The organism is Gemmatimonadota bacterium, from assembly GCA_041390125.1.
Taxonomy (GTDB): Bacteria; Gemmatimonadota; Gemmatimonadetes; order Longimicrobiales; family Gaopeijiaceae; genus JAGQIF01.
The window spans coordinates 1-22,850 of record JAWKQN010000011.1 but is presented as its reverse complement, the minus strand read 5'-3'; the positions used below and the strand labels follow the sequence as shown (position 1 = coordinate 22,850).

At 71.8% G+C, this 22,850-nt stretch carries 27 protein-coding genes; 8 read left to right on the top strand and 19 right to left on the bottom strand.

The features are described 5' to 3' along the window. Positions 1 to 45: 45 nt before the first annotated feature. The 3 genes from R3E98_12960 to R3E98_12950 all read right to left on the bottom strand — a co-directional run bounded on the left by R3E98_12960 (position 46) and on the right by R3E98_12950 (position 2,715). Positions 46 to 483: a hypothetical protein gene (locus R3E98_12960; protein ID MEZ4424315.1), complete on the bottom strand. Its 438-nt coding sequence runs from the start codon at positions 481 to 483 to the stop codon at positions 46 to 48. A gap of 191 nt (positions 484 to 674) precedes the next feature. Beyond that, positions 675 to 1,640: an ornithine cyclodeaminase family protein gene (locus R3E98_12955; protein ID MEZ4424314.1), complete on the bottom strand. Its 966-nt coding sequence runs from the start codon at positions 1,638 to 1,640 to the stop codon at positions 675 to 677. An 85-nt stretch (positions 1,641 to 1,725) separates the two neighbouring features. Next, positions 1,726 to 2,715: a hypothetical protein gene (locus R3E98_12950; protein ID MEZ4424313.1), complete on the bottom strand. Its 990-nt coding sequence runs from the start codon at positions 2,713 to 2,715 to the stop codon at positions 1,726 to 1,728. Between the two features lie 207 nt (positions 2,716 to 2,922). Between R3E98_12950 and R3E98_12945 the strand changes: the two genes are divergently transcribed. The 3 genes from R3E98_12945 (at position 2,923) to R3E98_12935 (ending at position 5,639) form a co-directional block, all read left to right on the top strand. Then, on the top strand, positions 2,923 to 3,327 hold the full coding sequence (locus R3E98_12945) for a DUF4332 domain-containing protein (protein ID MEZ4424312.1): 405 nt from the start codon (positions 2,923 to 2,925) through the stop codon (positions 3,325 to 3,327). Between the two features lie 219 nt (positions 3,328 to 3,546). Further along, entirely contained in the window at positions 3,547 to 4,860 is a 1,314-nt protein-coding gene (locus tag R3E98_12940) for a PQQ-dependent sugar dehydrogenase (protein MEZ4424311.1), read from the top strand. Positions 4,861 to 4,868: 8 nt separating this feature from the next. Continuing rightward, positions 4,869 to 5,639, top strand: a complete 771-nt coding sequence (locus R3E98_12935) for a 4'-phosphopantetheinyl transferase superfamily protein (GenBank protein ID MEZ4424310.1) — start codon at positions 4,869 to 4,871, stop codon at positions 5,637 to 5,639. A gap of 51 nt (positions 5,640 to 5,690) precedes the next feature. Here the strand turns inward: R3E98_12935 and R3E98_12930 are convergent, their stop codons facing one another. The 6 genes from R3E98_12930 to R3E98_12905 all read right to left on the bottom strand — a co-directional run bounded on the left by R3E98_12930 (position 5,691) and on the right by R3E98_12905 (position 9,777). Further along, on the bottom strand, positions 5,691 to 6,452 hold the full coding sequence (locus R3E98_12930) for a methyltransferase domain-containing protein (protein ID MEZ4424309.1): 762 nt from the start codon (positions 6,450 to 6,452) through the stop codon (positions 5,691 to 5,693). A 2-nt stretch (positions 6,453 to 6,454) separates the two neighbouring features. Continuing rightward, entirely contained in the window at positions 6,455 to 7,753 is a 1,299-nt protein-coding gene (locus R3E98_12925) for a hypothetical protein (protein MEZ4424308.1), read from the bottom strand. A 21-nt stretch (positions 7,754 to 7,774) separates the two neighbouring features. Next, on the bottom strand, positions 7,775 to 8,026 hold the full coding sequence (locus R3E98_12920) for a zinc ribbon domain-containing protein (protein MEZ4424307.1): 252 nt from the start codon (positions 8,024 to 8,026) through the stop codon (positions 7,775 to 7,777). 96 nt (positions 8,027 to 8,122) lie between these two features. Next, positions 8,123 to 8,728, bottom strand: coding sequence for a MarC family protein (locus R3E98_12915; protein ID MEZ4424306.1), 606 nt, complete (start codon positions 8,726 to 8,728; stop codon positions 8,123 to 8,125). Positions 8,729 to 8,750: 22 nt separating this feature from the next. Beyond that, on the bottom strand, positions 8,751 to 9,131 hold the full coding sequence (locus R3E98_12910; protein ID MEZ4424305.1) for a Rid family detoxifying hydrolase: 381 nt from the start codon (positions 9,129 to 9,131) through the stop codon (positions 8,751 to 8,753). Between the two features lie 103 nt (positions 9,132 to 9,234). Then, a complete protein-coding gene (locus R3E98_12905; protein ID MEZ4424304.1) occupies positions 9,235 to 9,777 on the bottom strand; it encodes a hypothetical protein in 543 nt (180 codons plus the stop codon). A gap of 227 nt (positions 9,778 to 10,004) precedes the next feature. Between R3E98_12905 and R3E98_12900 the strand changes: the two genes are divergently transcribed. Then, on the top strand, positions 10,005 to 10,898 hold the full coding sequence (locus R3E98_12900) for a dienelactone hydrolase family protein (GenBank protein MEZ4424303.1): 894 nt from the start codon (positions 10,005 to 10,007) through the stop codon (positions 10,896 to 10,898). A 27-nt stretch (positions 10,899 to 10,925) separates the two neighbouring features. Here the strand turns inward: R3E98_12900 and R3E98_12895 are convergent, their stop codons facing one another. Continuing rightward, entirely contained in the window at positions 10,926 to 11,750 is an 825-nt protein-coding gene (locus R3E98_12895; protein ID MEZ4424302.1) for an APH(3') family aminoglycoside O-phosphotransferase, read from the bottom strand. A 4-nt stretch (positions 11,751 to 11,754) separates the two neighbouring features. Next, entirely contained in the window at positions 11,755 to 12,237 is a 483-nt protein-coding gene (locus R3E98_12890; GenBank protein ID MEZ4424301.1) for a cytochrome c, read from the bottom strand. 212 nt (positions 12,238 to 12,449) lie between these two features. On the opposite strand from R3E98_12890, the gene R3E98_12885 reads away from it, so the two are divergent. Then, a complete protein-coding gene (locus R3E98_12885) occupies positions 12,450 to 14,729 on the top strand; it encodes a tetratricopeptide repeat protein (protein ID MEZ4424300.1) in 2,280 nt (759 codons plus the stop codon). A 44-nt stretch (positions 14,730 to 14,773) separates the two neighbouring features. Here the strand turns inward: R3E98_12885 and R3E98_12880 are convergent, their stop codons facing one another. The 6 genes from R3E98_12880 to R3E98_12855 form a co-directional block, all read right to left on the bottom strand. Then, a complete protein-coding gene (locus R3E98_12880; GenBank protein MEZ4424299.1) occupies positions 14,774 to 15,931 on the bottom strand; it encodes a hypothetical protein in 1,158 nt (385 codons plus the stop codon). Between the two features lie 94 nt (positions 15,932 to 16,025). After that, positions 16,026 to 16,778, bottom strand: a complete 753-nt coding sequence (locus R3E98_12875) for a class I SAM-dependent methyltransferase (protein ID MEZ4424298.1) — start codon at positions 16,776 to 16,778, stop codon at positions 16,026 to 16,028. After that, on the bottom strand, positions 16,775 to 17,563 hold the full coding sequence (locus R3E98_12870) for a hypothetical protein (protein MEZ4424297.1): 789 nt from the start codon (positions 17,561 to 17,563) through the stop codon (positions 16,775 to 16,777). Before R3E98_12870 ends, R3E98_12875 begins: the two co-directional genes overlap by 4 nt. Further along, positions 17,560 to 18,036, bottom strand: a complete 477-nt coding sequence (locus R3E98_12865) for a GNAT family N-acetyltransferase (protein ID MEZ4424296.1) — start codon at positions 18,034 to 18,036, stop codon at positions 17,560 to 17,562. Before R3E98_12865 ends, R3E98_12870 begins: the two co-directional genes overlap by 4 nt. Beyond that, positions 18,036 to 18,620, bottom strand: coding sequence for a hypothetical protein (locus R3E98_12860; protein ID MEZ4424295.1), 585 nt, complete (start codon positions 18,618 to 18,620; stop codon positions 18,036 to 18,038). Before R3E98_12860 ends, R3E98_12865 begins: the two co-directional genes overlap by 1 nt. A 7-nt stretch (positions 18,621 to 18,627) precedes the next feature. Then, positions 18,628 to 19,152, bottom strand: coding sequence for a DinB family protein (locus R3E98_12855; GenBank protein ID MEZ4424294.1), 525 nt, complete (start codon positions 19,150 to 19,152; stop codon positions 18,628 to 18,630). Between the two features lie 207 nt (positions 19,153 to 19,359). On the opposite strand from R3E98_12855, the gene R3E98_12850 reads away from it, so the two are divergent. Beyond that, complete coding sequence (locus R3E98_12850; protein ID MEZ4424293.1) at positions 19,360 to 19,911, top strand: dihydrofolate reductase family protein; 552 nt, start codon at positions 19,360 to 19,362, stop codon at positions 19,909 to 19,911. Positions 19,912 to 19,984: 73 nt separating this feature from the next. On the opposite strand, the gene R3E98_12845 is transcribed toward R3E98_12850, so the two are convergent. Together R3E98_12845 and R3E98_12840 are read right to left on the bottom strand one after the other, a co-directional pair. Next, positions 19,985 to 20,488 (bottom strand): cupin domain-containing protein, encoded by a 504-nt coding sequence (locus R3E98_12845; GenBank protein MEZ4424292.1) that lies wholly within the window; start codon positions 20,486 to 20,488, stop codon positions 19,985 to 19,987. Positions 20,489 to 20,569: 81 nt separating this feature from the next. After that, positions 20,570 to 21,172, bottom strand: a complete 603-nt coding sequence (locus R3E98_12840) for a hypothetical protein (GenBank protein ID MEZ4424291.1) — start codon at positions 21,170 to 21,172, stop codon at positions 20,570 to 20,572. A 164-nt stretch (positions 21,173 to 21,336) separates the two neighbouring features. Here R3E98_12840 and R3E98_12835 point away from each other — a divergent pair, with 164 nt between their 5' ends. Next, positions 21,337 to 21,879, top strand: coding sequence for a YqgE/AlgH family protein (locus R3E98_12835; GenBank protein ID MEZ4424290.1), 543 nt, complete (start codon positions 21,337 to 21,339; stop codon positions 21,877 to 21,879). A 37-nt stretch (positions 21,880 to 21,916) separates the two neighbouring features. Continuing rightward, positions 21,917 to 22,780: a GNAT family N-acetyltransferase gene (locus R3E98_12830; protein MEZ4424289.1), complete on the top strand. Its 864-nt coding sequence runs from the start codon at positions 21,917 to 21,919 to the stop codon at positions 22,778 to 22,780. Positions 22,781 to 22,850: the final 70 nt, after the last annotated feature.

Genomic DNA, 22,850 nt, shown 5'->3' with positions numbered 1-22,850 from the left:
CCGCGCTGCGGGACGCCCCCTCAGGGCTCCGGCCGCTCGGGCCGGTCAGCCACCGACCACGGTGCCCGACAGGGCCAGGTGGTTCTGGACGTGCCACTCGATCTCATCCCCGGCGTTCAGGGTGAGGAGCTCGGTGATCACGCCGCGCGCGCCCCCGATCGGGTCGGCATAGAACTGGATCGGGAAGATCTCCGCGTTGAGATGGGACGGGAGGACGAACTCCTGCGCGGTGCCGGTCACCACCGTGCCGAGCCGGAAGCGCGTCCCGCGCGTGACCGCGTAGACCGCGATGTCCGACCAGTTGAAGTTGCGCACGGTGACGCGAACGGGCTCCCGCTCCGCGAACTGCGCCGCCTGCTCGGGCTGCGTCTCCTGCCCCTGCGTGACCGTGGGCGCGAGCAGCATGGCGGTGGCGGCCAGGGCGGCCGCGACCAGGCGGTCCGTGCGGCTCTTGCGACCGAGCGCGTGCGATCGGGTTCTCATGGTCCTCCTCCCTCCGTCGTCGTTTCGGTCACGCGCCGACACCGGGGCGGTCCCGGGTCGGGCGGGCCCCTGCCCGCGTCTCCGCTGCGACCTGTGTGTGTTGAACGAGCGGAGAAGCAGGAAGGTTCCCCGACCGGACCTCCGACGGGGCGGGGACCGGCCGAAGGAGGGGGCACCCGGGAGAAGGGAGGTCAGACCATCTGGGCCGGCTCGCAGAGCGTGCGCCAGGCGTGCTCGGCAATGGCCGCGTCCTGGGCACCGACCCCGGTGAGGTCGCAGACGATCATCTCGTCGCCCTCACGACCACTGCGCTCACCTGTCAGCACCTTGCCCAGCTCGGAGTGGATGCGGTTCAACTCGAGCGCATGGGCGACGATGGCGTGATGGATCTCACCCATGCGGATGCACTGGCTCCAGTCGTCCGCGATGACCTTGTCCGCTCGTTTGAGGACGCTGGTCTCGATCTCGTGCTTGTGCGAACCGTCCGCGCCCACGGCGATCAGCGTGACGTGCGGCACCAGCCACTCGAGCTTCACGATGGGGGCCCGCGTCGGTGTCGTCGTGACCACCACGTCCGCGTTGCGCAGCGCTGCTTCCGCGCTCGGCGCGCCCGTGACGGGGAGCGAGAGCTCGGCGCTCATCTCCTCGCAGAACGCCGACAGTCGTTCCGCGGTGGGGCTCCACACGTTGACCTGCTCGAGCGTGCGCACCCGCGCCATCGCTCGCAGCTGATGCCGTCCCTGACGCCCGGTGCCGAGCAGCCCCAGCCGACGCACGCGCGGCGGTGCCAGCAGATCCAGCGCAAGCGCTCCGGCGGCTCCCGTGCGCAGGTCGGTGAGGTAGCCGTTGTCGGCGAGGATGGCGAGCGGTGCGCCGGTGCGCGCGTCGTGCACGACCAGGAGTCCCGAGCCGGAGTCGATCCCTTCGTCCGTGTTGGCCAGGAAGCCCGACGCGACCTTGATCGCAAACACGGGCGAGCCCTCGATGAAGGCGGCTTTCACGTGCACTTCACCCCGACGCTCCGGAAAATCCAGGGCCATCGGAGCGGGCTGACGCACCTTGCCGTTCGCGAGGGCCCGGAACGCCCGCTTGACCGCCGCAAACGCCTGATCTTCGCCGATCCGTTGGCGAAGCACTTCCTCTGGAATGACCTGCATGCGTACCCCGACGAACGACACCCGTACGGGGCCCCGTCGCCCGTGGGGGGACGGCCGGGGGGCCTGCGTGATGACCAGCGGAAGACTAGTCGATGGCAATCCCGATGCCAACGTCGGGCAGCGCTTCGCGCTGCACCCACCGCCTCACCCACGGGCTCTCGAAGGCGTAGCTGCCGTCCCGCGGCGAGCGCTCGACCAGGCCCTTCTCCGTGAGCAGCTCCAGCGTGCGGGCCACCGAGGCCGTGGAGCGCAGCCCGAAGCGCGCGCGGCTCCGTGCCGCGAAGAGCTGCTGTTCGCCCGCAGCGAGCGCGCGCAGCAGGTTCTGCTGGAGGGGGGACAGCGTTTCCCAGACGCGCAGGACCAGGTGGGCGGTGCGCCCCACCAGCCGATCGAGCGCACGGTCCACGTGCGCGGACTTGATCCGCTTCTTCCCTGCCCCGATCCGGTACACCTCACCGGCGAGCGTCAGCACATCCTCGCTGCGAGGCCCCGCGTGCGCGCAGATCCGCGCGCAGACCCCGGATTTGAGCGGGGTTTCCTGCTCCGCGAAGCGCGCCTCCAACCACTCGGTGAGTAGTTCGTCGGGCGGCGGCAGGACCCGCACCCGCTCCCAGTGCCGAGGGGCCACGCCATCGACCGGCTCGACGCACGTCGCCAGCACCAGAAGCACGCTGCGATCCAGGAGTCCCACCAGCGGCTCCAGCACGCCGCCGTGCCGGAGCCCGAGGAACGCCACCCGCTCGCACCCGTTCCGGCCCGCGTCGCGGAGCGCCCGACGCAGGTGATCGGTCTGGACGTCCACCGGCGCGCCGCGCAGGTCCGGCTCCGGGCTCCCCAGATGGGCGGCGAGGTCCACGAGCACCGTGGCCGTGGCGGCGGGGACGACGCGCCCCCGTCCGTCCCCGCGGCTGCCGGCCCAGCGGCGCGCGGCGGCCTCCTCGCCGAGGCGGGAGCACCCGATCAGCAGGCGCGGCCGACCCGCACGCACGGGCTCCGCGAGGGTCGGGGGCCCGTGTGCGTCCAACAGCTCCAGGATCGCTTCAGGAGCGAACGGATTCGGTTTGGCTCTGGCCACGGGCGTAACCTATGGGTGAGGCGGCCGGGCTGCACAAGTCCATACGCCTGCGCAACGTGCGGGATTCCGCCCCACCGGGTCGCATGATGCGCCCGAGCCTCACCGGTGCACGCGCGCCTCGCTGCGGAAAGGCCGTTGACGCAGGCCTCGGGTCCTGATAGTCAACGGTGGTGAACTGAGCCGTCCAGCAGGCAAGGAGGGAGTGCAGTGGCGAAGATCACGACCATCGAAGGCATCGGCCCGGACATCGCTCGCAAGCTCGGCGAAGCCGGAGTCTCCTCCGTGGAGGCGCTGCTCAAGCGCGGCGCGACCAAGGAGGGGCGGCAGGCCCTGGCCGCCGCCGCCGGCCTTTCCGAGGAACGGGTGCTCCGCTGGGTCAACAACGCGGACCTGATGCGCGTGCGGGGTGTGGGCGAAGAGTACGCCGAGCTGCTCGAGGCAGCGGGTGTCGATTCCGTGCCCGAGCTCGCGCAGCGGAATCCGAAGAACCTGCACGAAGCGATGGCCAAGGCCAACGCGGAGCGCAAGCTGGTTCGGTTGCTCCCGTCCGACAAGCTGGTCGGCCGGTGGGTCGAGCACGCCCGGACGCTGCCGCGGGTCGTGACGCACTGACCGCCCGCGTACCGCTGGGCTGCGTTCGGTCCGACAAAGCGGGAACCCGGCCCCGACGGCGCGTCCGTCGGGGCCGTTCGCCTTCCGGCACCCGGACCCCCTGCGTTCCGTCGACGCGGCGAGGCCGCCGCGGTCCTTGACGCCTCGACGCGCGCCGCCCGATTCTCCGGGTCCGCTTCCTCCCCGGGATCCGGCTCCGTCTGCGCCCAAGGAGACGCCGTGCCTCGTCGAACCGTCGCTCTCGCCACCCTGGCGTGCGCCTTTGCCTGCGCCCCTGCACCCGACGCGGGCCCGGACGAGCCGTCCGTGCCGGCCGCCGATGGGCTCGCCTGTGCGCCGGACAACGATGGGCTGACGCTCCCACCCGGCTTCTGCGCCGTGGTCGTCGCGGACTCGACCGGCGGCGCCCGTCACCTGCAGGTGTCGGCCGCCGGCGACGTGTACGTGGCCCTGCGCGACGTGCGCAGACCCGACCGCAGCGTGGAGACGGGTGGGATCGTCGCGCTGCGCGACACGGATGGGGACGGGCGCGTCGACGTCCGCGAGCGCTGGGGGCACGCCGGCGGCAACGGCGTGGTGCTGCACGACGGCTTCCTCTACCTGGCTCCGGACGACGCCGTGTTGCGTTACCGGTTGCCCCAGGGCGCCCTCACCCCCACCAGCGGTCCGGACACGTTGGTCTCGGGCCTGCCCGCCGATCGCAATCACACCGCCAAGAGCATCGCCGTCGGGGACGACGGCAGCCTGTACGTGAACATCGGCTCGCCGTCGAACGCCTGTCAGCAGGAGACCCGCACCGCCGGCTCTCCCGGGCTCGATCCGTGTCCCCAGCTCGAGACGCGCGCCGGCATCTGGCGCTTCCGCGCCGACCGCGTCGGACAGACCCAGGAGGACGGCACGCGCTTCGCCACCGGGCTGCGCAACGTGGTCGCATTGCGCCTGCACCCGGAATCGGGAGCGCTGTACGGAGCGGTGCACGGCCGTGATCAGCTGTCCACCCTCTGGCCGGAGCTCTACACCGAGATCGAAAGCGCCGAGAAGCCCGCCGAGGAGTTCGTGCGCATCGACAACGGCAGCGACTTCGGTTGGCCGTACTGCTACTACGACCAGGAGCTGGAGCGGAAGGTGCTGGCGCCCGAATACGGTGGAGACGGCAGTGAGGTCGGCCGCTGCGCCGACGCCGCCGATCCGCTGGTCGGCTTTCCCGGTCACTGGGCTCCCAACGCGCTCGCCTTCAACACGGGCAACCAGTTCCCCGCGGCCTATCGCGGAGGCGCGTTCATCGCATTCCACGGGTCCTGGAATCGTGCACCCCGCCCGCAGCAGGGATACCTGGTCGCATTCGTGCCCATGCGTGACGGTGAGGTCAGCGGTGACTGGCAGATCTTCGCGGACGGCTTCGCCGGCGACGAAGTGACGCCCGGGGGCTCACGCGCGCGCCCGACCGGACTCGCGTTCGGACCGGACGGCTCGCTCTACATCTCGGACAGCAAGAAGGGACGGATCTGGAGGATCGTGTACCGGGGCGCCTGAGCGTGCCCGTGAGCCTCGCCCCCGCGAGCACCGGTCGGCTGCTCGTGGGCAATGACGTGGTGCTGGTCCGGGACGCCCGCTGCGTGGGCAAGTCCCGGGACCTGCGCTTCGCGAAGCGCGTGCTCGCGCCGGAGGAGTTGTCCAATGTGCTCGCATCGGAAGACCCGGACGAGTCGCTCTGGCTGCACTGGGCCGCCAAGGAGGCGGCCTTCAAGGTCGTCACCAAGATCGAGGGGCATCCACCCGTCTTCGCGCACGCCCGCTTCGTGGTGGACGTACAGCGGGGTCCCAGCCGGCATACCGAGTGGAGCTTCGAGGCCTCCGGCACCGTCACCTTCGCCGGCGTGCGGCTGCCCTTCCGGGCCTCGGTCACCCGCGACCGCATCCACGCCCTGAGCTGGTCGGGTGAGGATCCGCAGCGCGAAGCCCCCGAGATCGAGATCCGCACCGGCGAGGCGTCCGTGGGTCGGAGCCGGGGCCGCGTCGACGCCGGCATCCAACCGTTCGCGCTGTTGCTGAACGAGCGCTTCTCGTTCCACGAGCGTCGGTCCATCCACAGCCCGCCGTCCGCCTACGTCCGGCTGTTCGCGCGGGCGTCCATCGCGGAGGCGCTCGACGTGGACGAGCGCCGGCTCGAGATCGTGAGCGGCACCGAGGCCACCGGGCGTGTGCCTCCGCGCGTGCTCCTGGACGGTCTGCCCGCGCCCGTGGATCTGTCGCTGTCGCATCACGGGGCGCTGGTGGCGTGGGCCTTCGCGGTGGAGGATCCGCGCGCCTGACGTCCGGTCCGGGCACGGCGGCCGGGCGTGTGCGATGCACTCCGACGCGGATCAGGCCGGGTCCTTCTCCGCCACCAGCAGGTAGAGGGATCCGCCGAAGAGTTCCTCGTAGTGCACTTCGCGTAGCGTGCGCCGGATCACCATCCACGGCTCACGCGCGTGCAACCCCAGCGTGACGCCGTAGCCGCGATTGAGTCGCGCCCCCATCCGGACCAGCCACGGGGGCCAGCGGGCCGGGAGCTTGAGGTCCAGCACCGCGAGTCGGCCGCCGGGGAGGAGCGCTGCGGCCGCGCGCTCGACGACGCGCTCGTAGGACGCCACGAGGGACAGCGCCAGCGTGCTCACGATCCCGTGCGCCGGCGGTGGGCTCCAGTGGGCGAGGTCCTCCTCCAGCAGCGTGACGTTCTGCCACCCTGCACGCGCCACGCGGTGCCCGGCGCGCGCGAGCATCGCGTCCGTCAGGTCCACACCCACGATCCGGCCCGACGGACCCACCCGCGCCTGCAGGGCCGGGAAGTTGAGGCCGGTGCCGCAGGCCAGATCGAGCGCGGTGTTCCCGGGCTCCAGGGCCAACCAGCCCGCCGCGCGCTCCCGCCAGTGCGTGTCGCGGAAGCCGAAGCGGCGGTAGATGCGCGTCACGAGGTCGTAGGCCCGAGCACGCTTGCGGTACAGATCCCGAAGCTCGGCGGTGGCGAACGGAGGGTCGGCCGTGTGCGGAGGCCGCGCTGCGGTCGGCTCGCGAGCCGACCCACCCGTCGCGTGGCGATCCCCCCGGGTGGCCGCATACCGCTCCGTCCCACGCACGGGGGCCACCCTCAGGTCCCGATGGCGTCGAGCAGAGCAGGCACGCCTTCCTGCTCCAGCAGGTGCAGACCCAGGCGCTGTCGCGAGACCCCCTCGCGCAGCTCGAAGCCGTAGCGGGCCTGACCGTCCACGATGTCGCCTTCGAAGTGCGCGAAGCGCACGCCGGCGTCCGGTCCCAGCTGGTCTGCCAGCTCCACCAGGTGGGAGGACACGATGAACCCGCTGCCACTCGCGCGGGCAAAGCCATGGATCACCGTCTTCGACGCCTCGAGCGCATCATGCACGTTGGTCCCACGGAAGATCTCGTCGAAGAGCACGAAGGCGCGACCACCCGTGGCCAGGTGCGCGGCCACCTCGCGCACGCGCCGCACCTCCGCCATGAAGAAGGACAGGCCGGCGCGCAGGTCGTCCTCGGGACGCAGACTCGTGTAGAGCGCGTCCACGCACGTGACGTCGAGCGCCTCCGCCGGGACCGCCATGCCGCAGTGCGCCAGGTGCACGGCCACACCGACCGCCTTCAGGTAGGTGGTCTTCCCGGCCATGTTGGGGCCGGTGAGGAACACCAGGGTCTCTCCGCCTTCGACGCGTACGGGATTGGTGACGGCATCCGGCAGGAAGGGGTGCCAGAGCTTCCGTCCTTCCAGCCGGAACGCCGGGGCGTCGTGGACGCGGGGCAGGTGCAGGCCCAGCCGCCGGGTCGCGTCGCCCATGGAGGCCAGGGCATCCAGCTCGCCCAGCACGTCGAGGAGCGCGGAGAGCGCGTCCCGTCCCTGCGCGCGGAAGAAGCGGTCGTCCGCGAGCGGGCTGCCCGCACCCGAACCCTGCTCCAGCCGGTCGCAGAGCTCCTCGATGCCGTCCAGCAGCTCGGCGACCGGCCTGGGCGGCGACGCCTCGCGCAGCCGCCGGACACCGATGGCCGTGCGCTCCACCAGGGCGCGGGCGCTCCCTGTGCCTTCCCGGGCGTGCTTGACGAAGTCGCGGTAGCGCAGGCCGGCCCAGCGGGACTCGAGCGCCACGCCCAGCCGGCTGCGGCTGCTCAGGACGTCGAAGGACGAATCGAGGTAGCGCGTCACGCGTTCGACGAGGCGCGCGTCCAGGAGGGGATCCCGGCCGGGGTGCGCGAAGAACCGCACGGCGTCCTGCACGTCCGCGATGGCGGCCGGGTCGGACAGCGGCCGGGTCAGCCGACGCCGGAGCGCCTGTGCGCCCCGGCGTGTACGCGTGGTGTCCAGCAAATCGCAGACGTTTGCGCCCCCGTCCGACGACCCGATCAGGTCCAGGTCGCGCAAGGTGCGGACGTCGACCTCCATGCCGATCTCCGGCCGCCGGCCTCAGCCGTGCCGGTCGTGGCTCTCCTCGTAGCGGAGGCGCTCGTACATCCGGTCCCGCGCCTGCACGGAGTCCCGCTTCTTGGCGGCACGCATGGCCAGGTCGTGGGTGGTCTCCGACTTGACCCGGGGGAGGGAGAGCTGACGCTCGATCGACGCGCTGTCGCACTCCGGACAGGCGACGGATTGTTCGCCGCGCACGAGCGCCTCGAAGTCGTGTCCACAGTCCGTGCAGCGGTATTCGTAGATGGGCATCGGTGGAGCCTCCTCGATCGAACCCGGTGTGACCAACCCCGGCGCGGCTCGCGCGCCCCGGCTGCTACCCGCCCGGGACCCGGAAGTGCGCCCGCGTCAGCCGACGGTCAGCGCCGGCTCGGCGAGGGCGATCCGCAGTCCATCCAGGAACATCTGCACGGCCAGGGCCACGAGGATCATGCCCATCAGGCGCTCCAGCGCCACCAGCCCGCGCCGGCCCAGGAAGCGCGAGAGCCGGCTCCCCAGCAGCAGGAGGGCCGCCCCGGCCAGCCAGGCCCCGGTCAGGGCCGCCAGCCAGGCCGGCCAGCGGGCGGGCTCTCGCGACATCAGCAGGAGCACGGTCGCCAGCGCGGACGGCCCCGCCACGTAGGGGATGGCCAGCGGCACGATGAAGGGCTCCCCGTCCAGGGTCTCCTCTCCCGAGCCCGCGTGGGACGGGAAGACCATGCGGAGCGCGATCAGGAAGAGCACCAGACCGCCCGCGATGGTCAGCGCCGGCTCGGAGATGTGCAGAACGTCCAGGAACCGCCCGCCCGCGAAGAGGAACAGCAGCAGGGCGGCGTACGCGATGAGCAGCTCGCGCACGACCACCCGGGTCTGCCGTTCGGGCCGGACCGCGCGCAGCGCGGAGACGAAGAGCGGGATGTTCCCCACCGGGTCCATGACCAGGAAGAGGAGGATCGCCGCCGACAGCGCGGTCACCGCGCCGCCCCCGGGCGTGGATTCACGAGCGGCGCGCCACCAGCTCGATCTCGACCCGGGCGCCGAGCGGAAGCGCGGCCACCCCGATGGTCGTGCGGGCGGGATAGGGCGCCTCGAAGCGACGCTGGTAGGCCTCGTTCATGGCGGCGAAGTCGTTCATGTCGGTGAGGTACACGTTCACCTTCACCACGTCCGCCGGGCCGAGCCCGCCATCCGCGAGCACCGCGAACAGGTTGTCGAAGCACTGGTCGGTCTGATCGCCTACGGACCCCGCGCGCAACACACCCGTGGCGGGATCGATCGGCGTCTGGCCGGAGCAGAAGACGTGGTCCCCGGTGTCGATGGCGTGCGAGTAGGGACCGACGGCGGTGGCGGTGGGGCTGGACAGAGGCGTGCGGCTCATGGGCTCCGGAGCGGTCAGGGACGCAGAGACGGGCGGAGCGCGACAAGTGGCCGGGTGGGAGCGCGACCGGCAAGGGCGCGCTGCGCCCAGCTCCGCCCTGCGCTCAGCTCCCGATGCCGGTCACGAAGTCCACGAACGCCTGCTGTTCCCCCGCCACCACCCGCTCGGGCCCGTGCATCTGCACGTAGAGATTCCCGCGCGGGGTCTCCACCACGGCCGACAGGAGCCGCTGACCCGGCACGCCCGGCTGATCGCCGCCCATCCCGATCTGACGGGCATAGGTGCCGCTCAGGCGCACGAGCGTGGTGGGGAACGGCGTGTCCTCCAGGCGCTCGATCTCGGGCTCGACGGGCCCGCCGTCGGGCCCGCTGAACTGGGCGGTCCAGCGCTGGAGATTGTCCCCCACCGATCCCCCCTGGCCCTCGCCGAAGTAGTAGACGACCACCTCCGCCGGATCGGGCTCGCTACCGATGCGGTATTCGGCCAGACGCATCTCGCTGCTCGGAGCGCCCGCCACCCACGACTCCGGCGCCGTGGTGGTCCACTCGAGCAGGGTGACGTCCTGCCGGGCGTCCGCGCAGGCCGTGGCCAACAGGGAGAGCAGGAGCGCGGCGGGCAGGGGCAGGGCACGGCGAAGGCGGACCATGGTGGGTCTCCGGATGAAGCGGCGTGGAGGCGGAAGCTCGCGAGCGTCCGGGAGCGCGCGCAACCGCGGAGCCCACGCCGGAGGCGCCTCGTCCCGGCTCCTCGGGTCCGCGCGCGACCCGCAGCGGCGTGTCCTCCCCACGCTGGCCGGGCTCCGAAGCCGCGTCTATCTTGCCCGTCCCCCCGTCTCCGCCCAAACGACCCGCCGTGCACGCCCGAGGAGCGACCATGTCCGACGAACCGCGTCTCAAGGCCAGCGACTTCCCGCAGGAAGTGCTCGACCTCTTCGACCGCTACGTGCACGGCCTCATCGATCGGCGCGCGTTCCTGGACGGAGCGGCGCGCTTCGCGGCCGGTGGGGTCACGGCGGCGGCGCTGCTGGACATGCTCAAGCCGCGTTACGCGTGGGCCCAGCAGGTCGCACCCGACGACGCGCGCATCCAGGCCGAGTACGTGGAGTATCCCTCGCCCGACGGCTCGGGCACCATGCGGGGCTACCTCGCGCAGCCGAGTGGTGGGGGCAGGAAGCCCGCGGTGCTCGTGATCCACGAGAACCGTGGTCTCAATCCGTACATCGAGGACGTGGTGCGGCGCTTCGCTGCAGCGGACTTCCTGGCGCTGGGTCCAGACGCGCTCACTCCGCTCGGTGGCTACCCCGGCAACGACGACGAAGGCCGCGAGATGCAGCGACGCCTGGAGCGCTCCACCATGGAGGAGGACTTCGTGGCCGGTGCGCGGTGGTTGATGAACCACCCGTCCTCCACGGGTCGGGTGGGTGCCGTGGGCTTCTGTTTCGGCGGCGGCATGGTCAACACGTTGGCCGTACGGCTCCCGGACCTCGGCGCCGCCGTTCCCTTCTACGGGTCCGCGCCTCCATCCGAGGACGTCTCCCGCATCCAGGCACCGCTGCTCATCCATTACGCGGGATTGGACGAGCGCGTCAACGCCGGGTGGCCGGACTACAAGGCCGCCCTGGACGCCGCCGGCAAGACGTACACGATGCACATGTACGAGGGCGCCAACCACGGCTTCCACAACGACACGACGCCGCGGTACGACGAAGAGGCCGCGAAGCTGGCGCAGACGCGCACGATCGAGTTCTTCAACGAGCACCTGCGGTAGCTCCGCCGGCAGGGCGCGGAGGAACGGCTAGGACACCACGTCGTACAGGAGCCGATAGAACGTGCGGCGCGCCGGATCGGGTGCCGCGCCGTACGTGTCCAGGAAGAGCGTCTCGTAGCCTGGACCCAGGTTCCAGTCCAGGCTCCAGGTGGCGACGGCCAGATCCCACCACGGGTCGGCGACGCCCAGCTCGCCCAGATCCACGAAGCCCGCGTCACCCCATTCGGTCAGCACCACGTTGGGCAGACAGAAATCGCCGTGGCAGACGACGGCCGCCTCGGTCGCGGGCCGTGTGCGCCACAGGCGCTCCAGCGCGTCCGCGGCGCTCAGGTGCGCGAACTCGGGATGGAAGTCACGCCCCGGTACGATGGCCCCGCTCCGCAGGCGCGCCCGCGCGTGCGCCAACGCGTCATCGAGCGTGAAGCGGAACGGGCAGGCGGATGCCGGGGCCTCGTGGAAGCGCCGGAGCGCGCGCGCCAGGCGCTGCACGGTCTCCTGCGGACGGGCCGTCCACGTCGGATCGGTCGCCGGCCGCCCGGGCAGAGCGCGGGTCAACATCCACTCCACGTCCGACCCACGACCTGCGGCCAGGACCTCCGGGACGTTGAGGAACGTCCGGGCCCACCGCGTGCGCTCCGCTTCATCCCGTACCGCCGGCCACCCGTCGGGCCGCGCCAGCTTGAGGTAGCGCGCCTCACCGTCCGGCTGGGCCAACCGCCAGGTGGCGACCTCCGGCACTTCGTTGTGGATCAGGTCCCACCGCCACCCGGCGTGCGTACGCCGAAGCGCCTCCGGGATCCTCAGCGCTGGATCCAGGGCCACGCGCGCACCCGGGTCGGCGGCGAGGGTCATCGGGTCACGGCAGAGCCGTCCCCCAGCGCAGCCAGTAGTCGTCGATGCTCTCGTCGTCGGTGCCCAGCTCTTCCGAGCCGGGGGGGAGACCGTTCAACTGGAAGATGTACGTGACCACGTCGGTCACGGTCTGCCGCGGGAGCGAATACGGCGGAGAGCCGTGCGGCATGCGCTCGTAGATGAAGTACCAGAACCGGAAGACGGACTCGCCGTCCCAACGCGCGAGGAAGCGGTCCTCCGTCCACTCCTCCGTCTGATGGCACTCGGAGCAGATGTTCTGGAAGACCTCGAGACCCCGCTCGGCCTGGGCGACCGTGTAGACGCCATCCAGCGTGGAGGGCTCGTCGGAGGGCGTGGCCGCGGGCGGGGCGGCCGGAGTGTCCGACGGTGAAGGCGCGGGCGCCGTTCCCGGGTCGGGAGTGCCGCCGCCGCAGGCGGCGAGCGCGAAACAGAAAAGCAGGCCGTAGCCTGGCCGGTTCCTGGACATGGGACTCCGAGGGTGCGGGTCGAGGCTGCGGGAGACGCTTCAAGGATAGACGGCCCGATGGGTGCAGTACAAGACATGCTTCGGGTCACCGAGCCGGACCCCTCCCCCGGATCGGTCAACCCAACCTGTTGTCGGACCGATACTTCGAGGGGATCGCCCCCGCCTGCTGCGAGAGGAAACGGATGCCGAGCCCAGTCTCCCTGGACCGCGCGATGGAATTGCACCGGAGTGGCGCGCTGCTCGAGGCGCGCGGCGCCTACGAAGCGCTGCTGGCCGAGACGCCGACGCGCGCCGATGCGGTGGGCCTGCTCGGAGTGGTGGAGAGCCAGCTCGGTCACCACGAGAGGGCCGTTCGCCTGCTGCGCGACGCCGAGCGCCTCGCGCCGAAGAGCGCCTCCATCCTGACCAATCTCGGAGAGGCGCTCTCGGCCGCGGGCCGACCGGCGGACGCGGAGGAGGTCCTGCGCCGTTCGATCGCGCTCGACCCGCGGGTCCCCGAGACCCACGCGAATCTGGCCAACGTGCTGGAGCAGCTCGACCGGCCGGAGGAGGCGGCGCGGCAGTGGGAGCGGGTGCTGGGGCTCCGCGACGGCGCGGAGGCGCGCTACCGCCTGGGCACGCTGTGGCTGGGACTGGGCCGAAGCGACGAAGCGCGTGCGGCGCTGGAGCGCGCGGTGACCCTGGATCCGGACATGATCGGCGCATGGCAGAACCTGGCCGTGCTTGCGTACCGCCGAGGCGACATGTCCGGGTCGGAGCGCTGCTACTCCCGCATGCTGGAGCTGGAGCCGGGGTCGGCCATCGCGCTCCGCGGTCTCGGTCAGATCCTGCGCGACCGGGGAGACGCCACCGGATCGGTAGCGCTGCTGTGGGAGGCCGTCCGTCGCGATGTGGACGACGGGCCGGCCTGGTCGGGCTTCGCAGAGACGTTCGGTCAGGTGATCCTCACGGACGAGGGCGAGCTCGAGACCGCCGAGCGCATCCTGGAGGCCTGCCTCCAGCATCCGGCCGTCAATCCGCAGGACGTGGCGGGCCAGGCGGTGCGGGTGCTCTCCGGCGGGGGCGCGCTGGGGCCGTTGCTGGCCGCAACCGGGGATTCCACCTCCCTGGACGCGCTCCTCGATCGGCCCGAGACGTGGAGCGCGCTTTCCCGCCCGGTCCTGCTCCACGCGCTCTGCGCCGTGGTGCTCCCGGACCTGGGGATGGAGCGCCTGCTGCGCGCCGTGCGCCGACGCCTCCTCGCCGCCGTCGCGGCGGGTCGGATGGACGATCCTGCGCTGGCGGAGCCGGCGCTGCTCGAAGCGATCGCCCGGCAGGCCTTCCTGAACGGCTACGTGTGGACGCACGAGGCCGACGAGGTGGCCGCCGTGGAGCAGCTGGTCGCACGCATGGCCGGTCGTGCGCTGGGCTCCGACCCGGCGGACGTGCCCTCCATCCTGGCTTTGGCGGCCTATGTGCCGCTGCTCGAGTGGGAGCGGGCCGAGGAGGTCTACGCGCTCGCGCAGGAGGGCGCGCACGCGGGCGTGATCGGCGTGGTGGTGCAACAAATCCTCGAACCCCTCCAGGAAGAGGAGCTGCGGGACACGCTGCCCGTGTTCGCTGCGCCGGAAGACGCCGTGTCCCAGCAGGTCCGCGCCATGTACGAGGAGTCGCCGTACCCGCGCTGGACGCGGTACGGGCACCGGCGCGCCCGCCCCCTGCACGCGGTGCTCACCGAGCTGTTCCCCGGACGCGAGTTCGCGTCCGCCGCCGCGCTGCAGCGTCCGCGCGTGCTGGTGGCCGGATGCGGCACCGGGCTGCACCTGATCGAGGTGGCGCAGCGCTACGCCGACGCGCACGTGACCGGCATCGACCTCTCCCTTTCCTCCCTGGCCTTCGCGGCGCGCAAGCTGCGCGAGTCCGGACTGGAGCGGGTGGATCTGATGCAGGCGGACATCCTCGCGCTGCACCGATGGGAGGAGACGTTCGATCTGATCGAGTCCGTGGGCGTCCTGCATCACATGGCGGATCCGATCGCGGGCTGGCGCGCGCTCACGGGGCGTCTGCGCCCCGGTGGCTTCATGCGCATCGGCCTCTACAGCGAGCTCGCGCGCGCCTCCGTGGTCGCCGCCCGTGAGCTCATCGCGCGCGAGGGCTTCCCCGACGACGCCGACGGCATCCGCGCCGCGCGCCACGCGCTGATGCGCACGCTCGGAGACGAGCACGCCCAGCTCTTCCGCTGGCGGGACTTCTATTCGCTACAGGAAGTGCGGGACCTCGTCTTCCACGTGCAGGAGCACCGGTTCACGATCCCGCAGATCCAGGACGCGCTTCGCACGCTCGGCCTCGAGTTCGTGGGCTTCGACCTGCGCGGGCCGGCGCTGTTGAACGGATTCCGCGAGCGCTTCCCGGAGCCCGGCTCCGAGTCGGACCTGGCGGCCTGGGCGGTCTACGAAGCGGAGAACCCCGGCGCCTTCGCGGCCATGTACCAGTTCTGGGTGCGGAAGGCGTAGCGCGCCCTCTCTCCTTCCCGGACGTCCGGTCGGGATGCGGCCTCTCAGCCCCCGCCCACCCGCACGAACTTCTGGACGCGCCGTCCGGTGGAGGCCTCTCCGACGTAGAGATTGCCCTGCGCGTCCACGCTCATGCCGTGGGGCCGTAGGAACTGCCCCACCTGACGGCCGCCCCGGCCGAAGTCCCCCACGACCTCCAGGTCGCTCCGGCGCAGGATCCACACCTTGTGGTTGGTCCCGTCCGCGAGGTACAGCCAGGTCTGATCGGCATCCGGCGACAGGACGGGCACGAACGCGGACCCCGAGGCCAGCGTGGCCGGCGCCACCGTCTTCTCGGCCACGAAGGTGCCGTCCTGTCGGAAGACCTGGATGCGGTTGCCGCGGCGGTCCGCGACGTAGATCAGTCCGTCGTTGGAGCCGGTGATGCCGTGCACGGTGGAGAACTGCCGGGGCGGCTCGGCGTCCGCGCTGCGCTCGCCGGCCTCGTAGGCGTCATCGGGCGTCTCGCCGTAGGCGCCCCAATGCCGCTTGTAGGCTCCCGTCTCCCCGTCGTAGACGATCACGCGTCGATTGGTGTAGCCGTCCGCGATGAACACCTCGTTGGTGGTCGGGTCCACCCAGATCCCGGCCGGGCCGCCGAGCAGCTCCGGGTCGTTGCTGCCCCCGTTCTCGTCGTAGCGTCCGATCGTCAGCACCAGCTCCCCGCCGCGCGTGAACTTCTGCACGCGGTGGTGGCGGTAGGTGCCGATCCACACGTAGTCGTTGTGGTCGACGAAGATGCCATGGGGATTGCGGGGATAAACGGAGATGTCCTGCGACGGATCGCCCCAGCCCTGCAGCACATTGCCTTCCGGGTCGAGCTCGATCACGGACGGCGCGGGCCGGCAGCACGTGCCGATGGGCGGCTCCTGCACCGCCGAGGTCTCCTCGGGGGTGAGCGTCTCGGGAAGGTGCGTGATCCAGACGTGGTTGCGGGCGTCCACGAACACGCCGGTGACCGAGCCCATGATCCACAGGTCGGGGAACTCCTGCGGCCAGCTCGGATCCACCTCGAACCGGGGTGCGCCCGATGGATCGGATGCATCCGCCGCCGGAGCGGCTTCCGATCCGCCCGCACACGCGGCCAGGGCCGCCAGCAGCGTCGTCAGCGACGCGCGCCCACCTGTGACCGTCCAGGACCGCCCACCGCGCTGCATCTGCATATCGCTGCCTCTCCGCTGGAACGCGACGCCCCCCGCGTCGTCGTCCGCAAAGTGCGCCGCGTCCCGACCCGCTGCAATCCGGACCGGTCGGAGGTCAGGCGGGGCGGCGACCCACGAAGGCGAGGAGCGGGTAGTCCACCTCGCTGTGATCGACGCGCACCACCTCGGGCGTGAAGCCGATCTCACGCAGCGTCGCCTCCCACGCGGCCTGGGGAAAGAGCCCCTCCTCGTGGCGATCGTGCACCACGCGCGTGCCGCCCTCCGGGTCCCGGAGCAGGTACGCATAGTCCACCAGGAACGTGGTGTCGGCGGGATCCGGGTCCCAGCTCCAGGCCAGGTAGCGCAGCGCGCGGTCCTCCCCATCGTGGCCCCCGCTGGACGTGTCGGGCCGGAACGTCTCGGCCACGTAGTCCGGGACGAAGAGCGCCACGCCACCGGGCCGGCAATGGACCCAGGCGGTCTCGACGGCGCGCCGCAGATCCTCGACGGTGGTCATGTAGCAGATCGCGTCGTGGATGAAGACGCAATCGAACATCTCGCCCAGCCGGACCGAGCGCATGTCGCCCACGTGATGCTCGCACTCCGGGTTGAGGGCGCGACTCACCTCCACCATGCCGGGTGCGACGTCCACGAGCGTGACGCGTTCGAAGGCCACCTTCATGTGGGACGCGTTGTTTCCGCCTCCGCTCCCCAGCTCGAGAAGCGAACGGCGGTCCGGAACACGCTCCGCCAGGATCCCACCGAACAGGCCCGCCTCCTCCTCGTAGTCCGCCGGGGACGACATGAGCGGCCACCACCCGGCCAGCGCGTGGTAGAGCGCGGGTCCCGCCTCGTGTGCGGCGCTCATCGCCGCACCGCGCGATCCCGGGACGGTCGGGTCTCCACGTCGATCGCGACCTCCGCGGTCTGATGGGCCCACACCCGCACCGGCTGCGAGAGGAGTACGCGCCCGTCCTCGAGCACCTCCACCCGGTAGCGGCCCGGTCGCAGCCCGGGCAGGTGGAAGCGGCCGTCTGTCACCGGCACCGGCAGGGAGCCCACCTGCGTGAGGCGCACCGCGTCCACGCGGCTGGCGCCGTTGCCCGTGAGCCGGCCGTCCACCGCGCCCCGGAAGGCGCGCTCGGGCCGCGATCGCCGCTCGGCCCACAGGAGCAGCACGCCGCATCCGTCGGGGGCCAGCGCCGGCCCGTCGCTCCCCGCATATGCCTCCAGCGCGTCCAGCGACGCGAGCGGGACGAGCGTGCCCAGCGGTTTCCGATCGCCGCGCTGCATCAGCCGCTCCCCGTTCAGGTAGACCGTGAGCGGACAGCTCGTGCCACCCTGGACCAACCACACGCCCAGGTCAGCCACGCCGACCGGACGGACCTCCAGGGCAGGCTGTTCGTCCAGCAGGCGATCGAGCCCGGGCCGCGGGGGGATGTCCGTCCGGGCGCGGTGGAACAGGACGCCCGGCCAGTGGGCTCGCTCGGGGAAGCCCGTGTCCTCGAGCCAGAGGTCGGGCACGGCCGTGGTCCCCCCGTAGGTGGCGGGTGCGCACGCCGCCAGCAGGACGGCGGCGAGCACACCGCGCGCGCGCCGAGCCGGTGCACGGGTGGCGGCCGCCCCTATCGATGCACCGCTTCTATCGCTCATGCGCGGGGCTCCTCTCCCAGGTGGAGCTTCAGTCCGTGGTGCGTGTGCTGGAAGCCCAGGGCCTCGTAGAAGGCCAGCGCCTCGGGCCGACGCGCGTCGGTGGTGAGCTGCACCAGGTGGCAGCCCCGAGCCCGGGCCCGGGCGATCACCTCGTTGAACAGCAGGCGACCGATGCCGCGGCCGCGAACCGACGGATCCACGCGCACCCCCTCGACCTGGGCCCGCCATCCGCCCTCGTACGTGAGATGGGGCAGGAACGAGACCTGGAGGCAGCCACACACCACACGGTCGACCTCCGCCACCAGGAGCTCGTGTGCGGGGTCGGCGTCGATGGCGGCGAACGCGCGGAGATATCGCTCCGACGGCTCCTGCGTGGGCCGCTCCCGCGTGGCGCCGAGGGGATCGTTCGCGAGCAGCCGGACCAGCGCCGGCAGATCCTCCGACCGGGCGCTCCGCACCGTGACCCCGTCCATCAGGCCGGGCCCCAGGCCGCGCGGGGGAGGCGGCCGATCACCGCCGCCTGCACCAGCCCCAGCAGGATCCCGCCCGACAGCACCACCGCGAGGTACCGCGCCGCGCCGACCAGACCGGGGATGCGCGGCAGGCCGTCCGCGACCGGAACGGTGGCCGCGGCCAGACCCCAGGCCAGCGTGGAGGTGACCACCCAGAGCAGACGTGCCCTCCGGGTGGGGGCGACGAGCGGGGCCTGCAGCAGGCCGACGACGATCCCGCCCACCAGCACACAGGCCGCGAGGGAGTACGGAACGGTCGGATCGATCCGTTGGGCGACGTCGACCACCGCGAACGGCAGCGCGAGCCCGAACGCCGTGCGGAGGGTCCACGAGCGACGATGCTCGCCGAGTCGTCGGCCCTGCAGGAACCCGACACCGGCCCCCATCCCCAGTCCCAGCGAGCTCTGCAAATCTCCCAGTCCGATGGCCCCCGGGAGGATCAGCAAGGGCACCAGCAAGACGAACCCGAGCCACCAGCCCAGAGCGCTGGCCCGGATCCACGAGCCCGCGGTGGGGCCCACGAAAGGAGGCACCGAGCGGTCCACGGAGGCCTCAGCGCGTCAGGACCGGGAGGTAGGCCGTCCAGGGACCGACCGCGGTGCGGTACTGCTTGGCGAGCACGCGCGCGATCTGGGCGATGTGTCCCAGGTCGTGCGCCACCCAGGTGGCCAGCAGCTGCGCCAGGGTCACCTCGCCGAACTCGGGATGGATGCCCGTGCGCGCGAGGTCGGCGGGACCCAGCTCGAGCGCCGTCAGGGCCCGCAGGTTCTCCGCCCGGAGCGTCGCAAAGGCGTCGAGCAGCTCCGGGAGCGTGCGGTCGCGGTTGCGCGCCAGGTGCCGGAAGCGGTCGTAGGGCTTGAAGCGGCGCTCCTCGGGCGGACCCAGGATGCGGTGCACCCGTGTCATCCAGTCCGTCTCGTCCCCGTCCAGGAGATGCCCCACGACGGCGAACGCACTCCACGTCTCGGGGCCTTCGTCGGCGCGGATCCATGCCTCCGGCAGACCCGACAACCACGTGCGGAGCAGGGCGGGTGTGCGCTCCAGGATGCGGACGGCATCGTCGAGATCGAAGTCCACGGGATCGCATCTCCTTGCCATCCAGGCAGGCACGAGGCACCGGCGGGTCCTGTCCCCGTCCGCGCGTGCCGCGGAGGTGGAGCGGCCACGCCTCCTCAGCATGGCTTCTGGACCGGGGTCCGGGCCAGCCCGCGAGCGGGTGGTCGCGCCCGCGCGCGGCGCTCCCCACCTTCCGGCGCCCGATCCACGCTTCCCCAGGGAATGTCCATGAAGACCCAGTACTACGGCGCCTCGACCCTCGACGGCTTCATCGCCGACGAGAACCACTCGCTCGACTGGCTGATGCAGATGGGCGATCCGGTCGAGACGAGCTATCCCGGGTTCATCCGTGACGTGGGCGCGCTGGCGATGGGTGCCCACACCTACGAGTGGGTGGTCCGCTATCTGTCACAGGACGATACGCCTCAGCCCTGGATGTACGAGCAGCCCACGTGGGTCTTCACGCACCGGGATCTGCCCGTGCACCCGGGTGCGGATGTGCGCTTCGTGCGCGGAGACGTGCGGCCCGTGCACGCGGAGATGGCCGAGGTGGCCGGCGGGAAGAACGTGTGGGTCGTCGGCGGCGGCGAGCTGGCGGGGCAGTTCCATGACGCGGGTCTCCTGGACGAGCTGATCATCCAGATCGTGCCGGTCACGCTGGGCCGCGGAGCGCCGCTGCTGCCGCGCCGCATCGCCATCCCCCCGCTCCAGCTCACGGACGTGCGGCAGTACGGGGCGATGGTGGAGGTGCGCTACACGGTGCCGGGCCGCGAGGGATGAGCGCAGGGAGAGAGCGGCCGCGCATTTCTGGAATGGCTTTCGAGCGTCGCCACGCGGCCGCGCCGGGCCCGATTCAGGACCCGCCGACCGCAGGCGGTAGCAGCGCATGCGCGAGCGCGCGATGGTGGGTGAACCGCTCCAGGAGTGCGGGCGTCCCCGTCTCGTAGTCCTCGTACGCGAAGCCCGGCGCCATGGTGGTGCCGAGGAGGGCCCAGCGGCCGCCGGCCACGAGCCGGGAGCCCTGCCACGTGCCACCCGGCACGACGTGTTGCAGCGTCATCGACGGAACGTCCGGACCGAGCACGGTCAGCCGTTCCCGTCCATCGGGGAGCAGCTCCAGCATCTCGACCGGATCTCCGAGGTAGAAATGGAAGACCTCGTCGCCGGGCAGTCGGTGCAGGGAGGAGAAGGTCGCCGGCGTGAGGAGGTAGTAGATCGCGGTGGACCAGGAGCGGGGGCCGGAGAAGGGTGCGCCCGGCTCGGACTCGCCGCCGCTCCGGTAGGTCTCCCGGAAGTAGCCGCCCTCCGCGGGATGGGGGCGCAGATCCAGCAGCGCGATGATCTCGTCGGCAGTCATGGATTCCGTGGCTCGAGGGGCGGGTAGGATGCGGATGGGCCGGCGGTCCCCGGCCGCTGTGCGCGCGTCCCGGTCCGTCGGTCAGCGCAGGCGGAGGCCCAGCGCCACCGAGATCATGTGGAACGAATCGCCATCGTAGGACGGGACGACGAGGCCGCGCCCGGCGAGAAGCACGGCCAGGCGACCGATCATGGGACGCGTGACATCGACGCGGCCCTGGAGGCCCAGACGGATGTCGTCCCAGTCGCCGTACGCGCGCACGGCCGCGGGTCCCCCGAGGACGCGGAGGTCGGTGCTCGCCGTCTCCCAGCCCACGAGCACGGCCGCGATCTCGAACTCCGGGAACGAGGGGACGCAGCCCCCGCTGGAGGCGGGGAGACATACCAGGTCCGTCTCTCCCGCTCCCTGCACGCCTACGCCCACGGCGGCGGCCAGCGCGCCCCGCGCCGTCGGACGCAGTCGCAGCCCCACCAACAGGTCCCCGGCCAGGCCACTGTCGTTGCTCCGGTACTCACCGCGGGTGCGGCCTGCGCCCACGCCGAGTGTCGCTTCGATGGAAACGGGCCAGGGCGATTGTGCCGACAGCAGCCCGGGAGCCGCGAGGGCCGCGAGGATCAGCGTGGACCGCGCTGCGCGCGCGAAGGTGTGCGCGAGCGAGCGTCTCGAGGCGGAGCAGGTTCGCACGAGCAGCCTCGTGGAGGACCCGGGTGCGAGGGAACCGTGGAGACCCCATGGGGAGCAGGGCGCACGGGGCGGGCCGGTCTACCCGGCCGCATCGTAGCGTCCCGCCCGCACCGGGTCTAGCTTCCCGTCGCAACCAGCGGGCCCGCTCGATGGGAACGGAACGCGTGGAGAGTCTCAAGGGAAAGCTGCTCATCTCCAGTGGTGGATTGTACGACCCCAACTTCCGCCACACCGTCGTGCTGATCGGAGAGCACAACGAGGAAGGAGCCCTCGGGGTGATCCTGAACCGACCGCGCGACGTGACGGTCGCACAGGCGGTGCCTGCGCTCGAGAGGCTCGTGCCGGACGGCGCCTTGCTCTACCAGGGCGGACCCGTGCAGCCGAGCGGTCCGGTGTTGTTGGTGGAGCTGTCCCGACCCGAGCTCGCCGACATCCTGGTCTTCGACGCGGTGGGGTTCCTGGTGGGCAACGTCTCCGAGGACGTCGCACCGTTCCTGGTGCGCGCCCGCGTGTACGCCGGCTACGCCGGGTGGGGAGCGGGCCAGTTGGAGGCGGAGATGGACCAGGACAGCTGGCTGGTCGAGCCCGCGCGAGCGGACGACGTCTTCACCGATGCGCCCGACTTGTTGTGGAGTCGGGTCGTGGCCCGTAAGGGACCGGAGTACCGGCTGCTGTCGCGCATGCCCTACGATCCGCGCATGAACTGAGACGCCCTGCCCCGCCACGTTGCGCACCGACCTGAGCATGCCCTTCGCATCCACGGAGCTCGCAGCGCGCATCGAGCGCGCGGAGTGTGCACTTCTGCGGGAGGCCGTGGCCGCGGTCGCCGAAGCGCACCCGGAGCATGGCGCCACCATCCTTCCGCTCGGCGGTGGCGTCGCGAGCTGGTCGGGCGACGGATCTCCTCTCAACAAGGTGGCCGGGGTGGGCTTCGCCGGAGCGCTGGAGCCCGAGCCGCTGGCGGCGGTCGAGCGCTTCTACGCGGAGCGGGGGTGCTCCGTGCAGGTGGAGCTCGCCACGCTCGCGCACCCCGGCATCGCGCCGATGCTCACCGGACGCGGCTACCACCTCGTGGGCTTCGAGAACGTCCTGGGTCTCGACCCCAGGGAGGACCTCCCGGCCGATCGGACGCCGTCCGGCGTCCCCATCCAGGTGGTCGAGAGCGGGGAGGAGGACTTCCGGGTCTGGCTCGACACCCTTGTGGCCGGATTCCTCACGCCGGACGGTGCGGGTGTGCCCGCCCACGAGGAATTCGCCCGCGCCACCCTGGAGGAGATCCTGGGAGACCTGGCGCGAGCGCCCGGTTTCGTGCGCTATCTGGCGTGGGTCGACGGTCGGCCCGCAGGCGCCGCCAGCATGCGAGCGGTGGACGGCGTGGCGCAGCTGACAGGCGCTGCCACCGTGCCGGCGCTTCGGCGCCGGGGCGTCCAGGCCGCGCTGCTGACGCGGCGTCTGACCGATGCGCGGCGCGTAGACTGCGACGTAGCCACGGTCACCACCCAGCCCGGCTCCACGTCCCACGAGAACGCGCGGCGCAACGGATTCGAGTTGCTCTACGTACGCGCCCTCCTGGTCGCGACGCCCGCGGGCGAGGGCGGCGTGGAGTGAACCGCCCTCTGTACGCGGACGCCATCGTGGTGGGCGCCGGGTTGGCCGGTCTCGCAGCCACGGTGGAGCT

Bases quoted from the DNA above. Each gene is read 5' to 3' on its own strand.
- R3E98_12960 (MEZ4424315.1), bottom strand. From the start codon at position 483: ATGAGAACCCGATCGCACGCGCTCGGTCGCAAGAGCCGCACGGACCGC.
- R3E98_12955 (MEZ4424314.1), bottom strand. From the start codon at position 1,640: ATGCAGGTCATTCCAGAGGAAGTGCTTCGCCAACGGATCGGCGAAGAT.
- R3E98_12925 (MEZ4424308.1), bottom strand. From the start codon at position 7,753: ATGGAGGTCGACGTCCGCACCTTGCGCGACCTGGACCTGATCGGGTCG.
- R3E98_12920 (MEZ4424307.1), bottom strand. From the start codon at position 8,026: ATGCCCATCTACGAATACCGCTGCACGGACTGTGGACACGACTTCGAG.
- R3E98_12910 (MEZ4424305.1), bottom strand. From the start codon at position 9,131: ATGAGCCGCACGCCTCTGTCCAGCCCCACCGCCACCGCCGTCGGTCCC.
- R3E98_12905 (MEZ4424304.1), bottom strand. From the start codon at position 9,777: ATGGTCCGCCTTCGCCGTGCCCTGCCCCTGCCCGCCGCGCTCCTGCTC.
- R3E98_12900 (MEZ4424303.1), top strand. From the start codon at position 10,005: ATGTCCGACGAACCGCGTCTCAAGGCCAGCGACTTCCCGCAGGAAGTG.
- R3E98_12895 (MEZ4424302.1), bottom strand. From the start codon at position 11,750: ATGACCCTCGCCGCCGACCCGGGTGCGCGCGTGGCCCTGGATCCAGCG.
- R3E98_12890 (MEZ4424301.1), bottom strand. From the start codon at position 12,237: ATGTCCAGGAACCGGCCAGGCTACGGCCTGCTTTTCTGTTTCGCGCTC.
- R3E98_12885 (MEZ4424300.1), top strand. From the start codon at position 12,450: ATGGAATTGCACCGGAGTGGCGCGCTGCTCGAGGCGCGCGGCGCCTAC.
- R3E98_12880 (MEZ4424299.1), bottom strand. From the start codon at position 15,931: ATGCAGATGCAGCGCGGTGGGCGGTCCTGGACGGTCACAGGTGGGCGC.
- R3E98_12875 (MEZ4424298.1), bottom strand. From the start codon at position 16,778: ATGAGCGCCGCACACGAGGCGGGACCCGCGCTCTACCACGCGCTGGCC.
- R3E98_12870 (MEZ4424297.1), bottom strand. From the start codon at position 17,563: ATGAGCGATAGAAGCGGTGCATCGATAGGGGCGGCCGCCACCCGTGCA.
- R3E98_12865 (MEZ4424296.1), bottom strand. From the start codon at position 18,036: ATGGACGGGGTCACGGTGCGGAGCGCCCGGTCGGAGGATCTGCCGGCG.
- R3E98_12850 (MEZ4424293.1), top strand. From the start codon at position 19,360: ATGAAGACCCAGTACTACGGCGCCTCGACCCTCGACGGCTTCATCGCC.
- R3E98_12845 (MEZ4424292.1), bottom strand. From the start codon at position 20,488: ATGACTGCCGACGAGATCATCGCGCTGCTGGATCTGCGCCCCCATCCC.
- R3E98_12830 (MEZ4424289.1), top strand. From the start codon at position 21,917: ATGCCCTTCGCATCCACGGAGCTCGCAGCGCGCATCGAGCGCGCGGAG.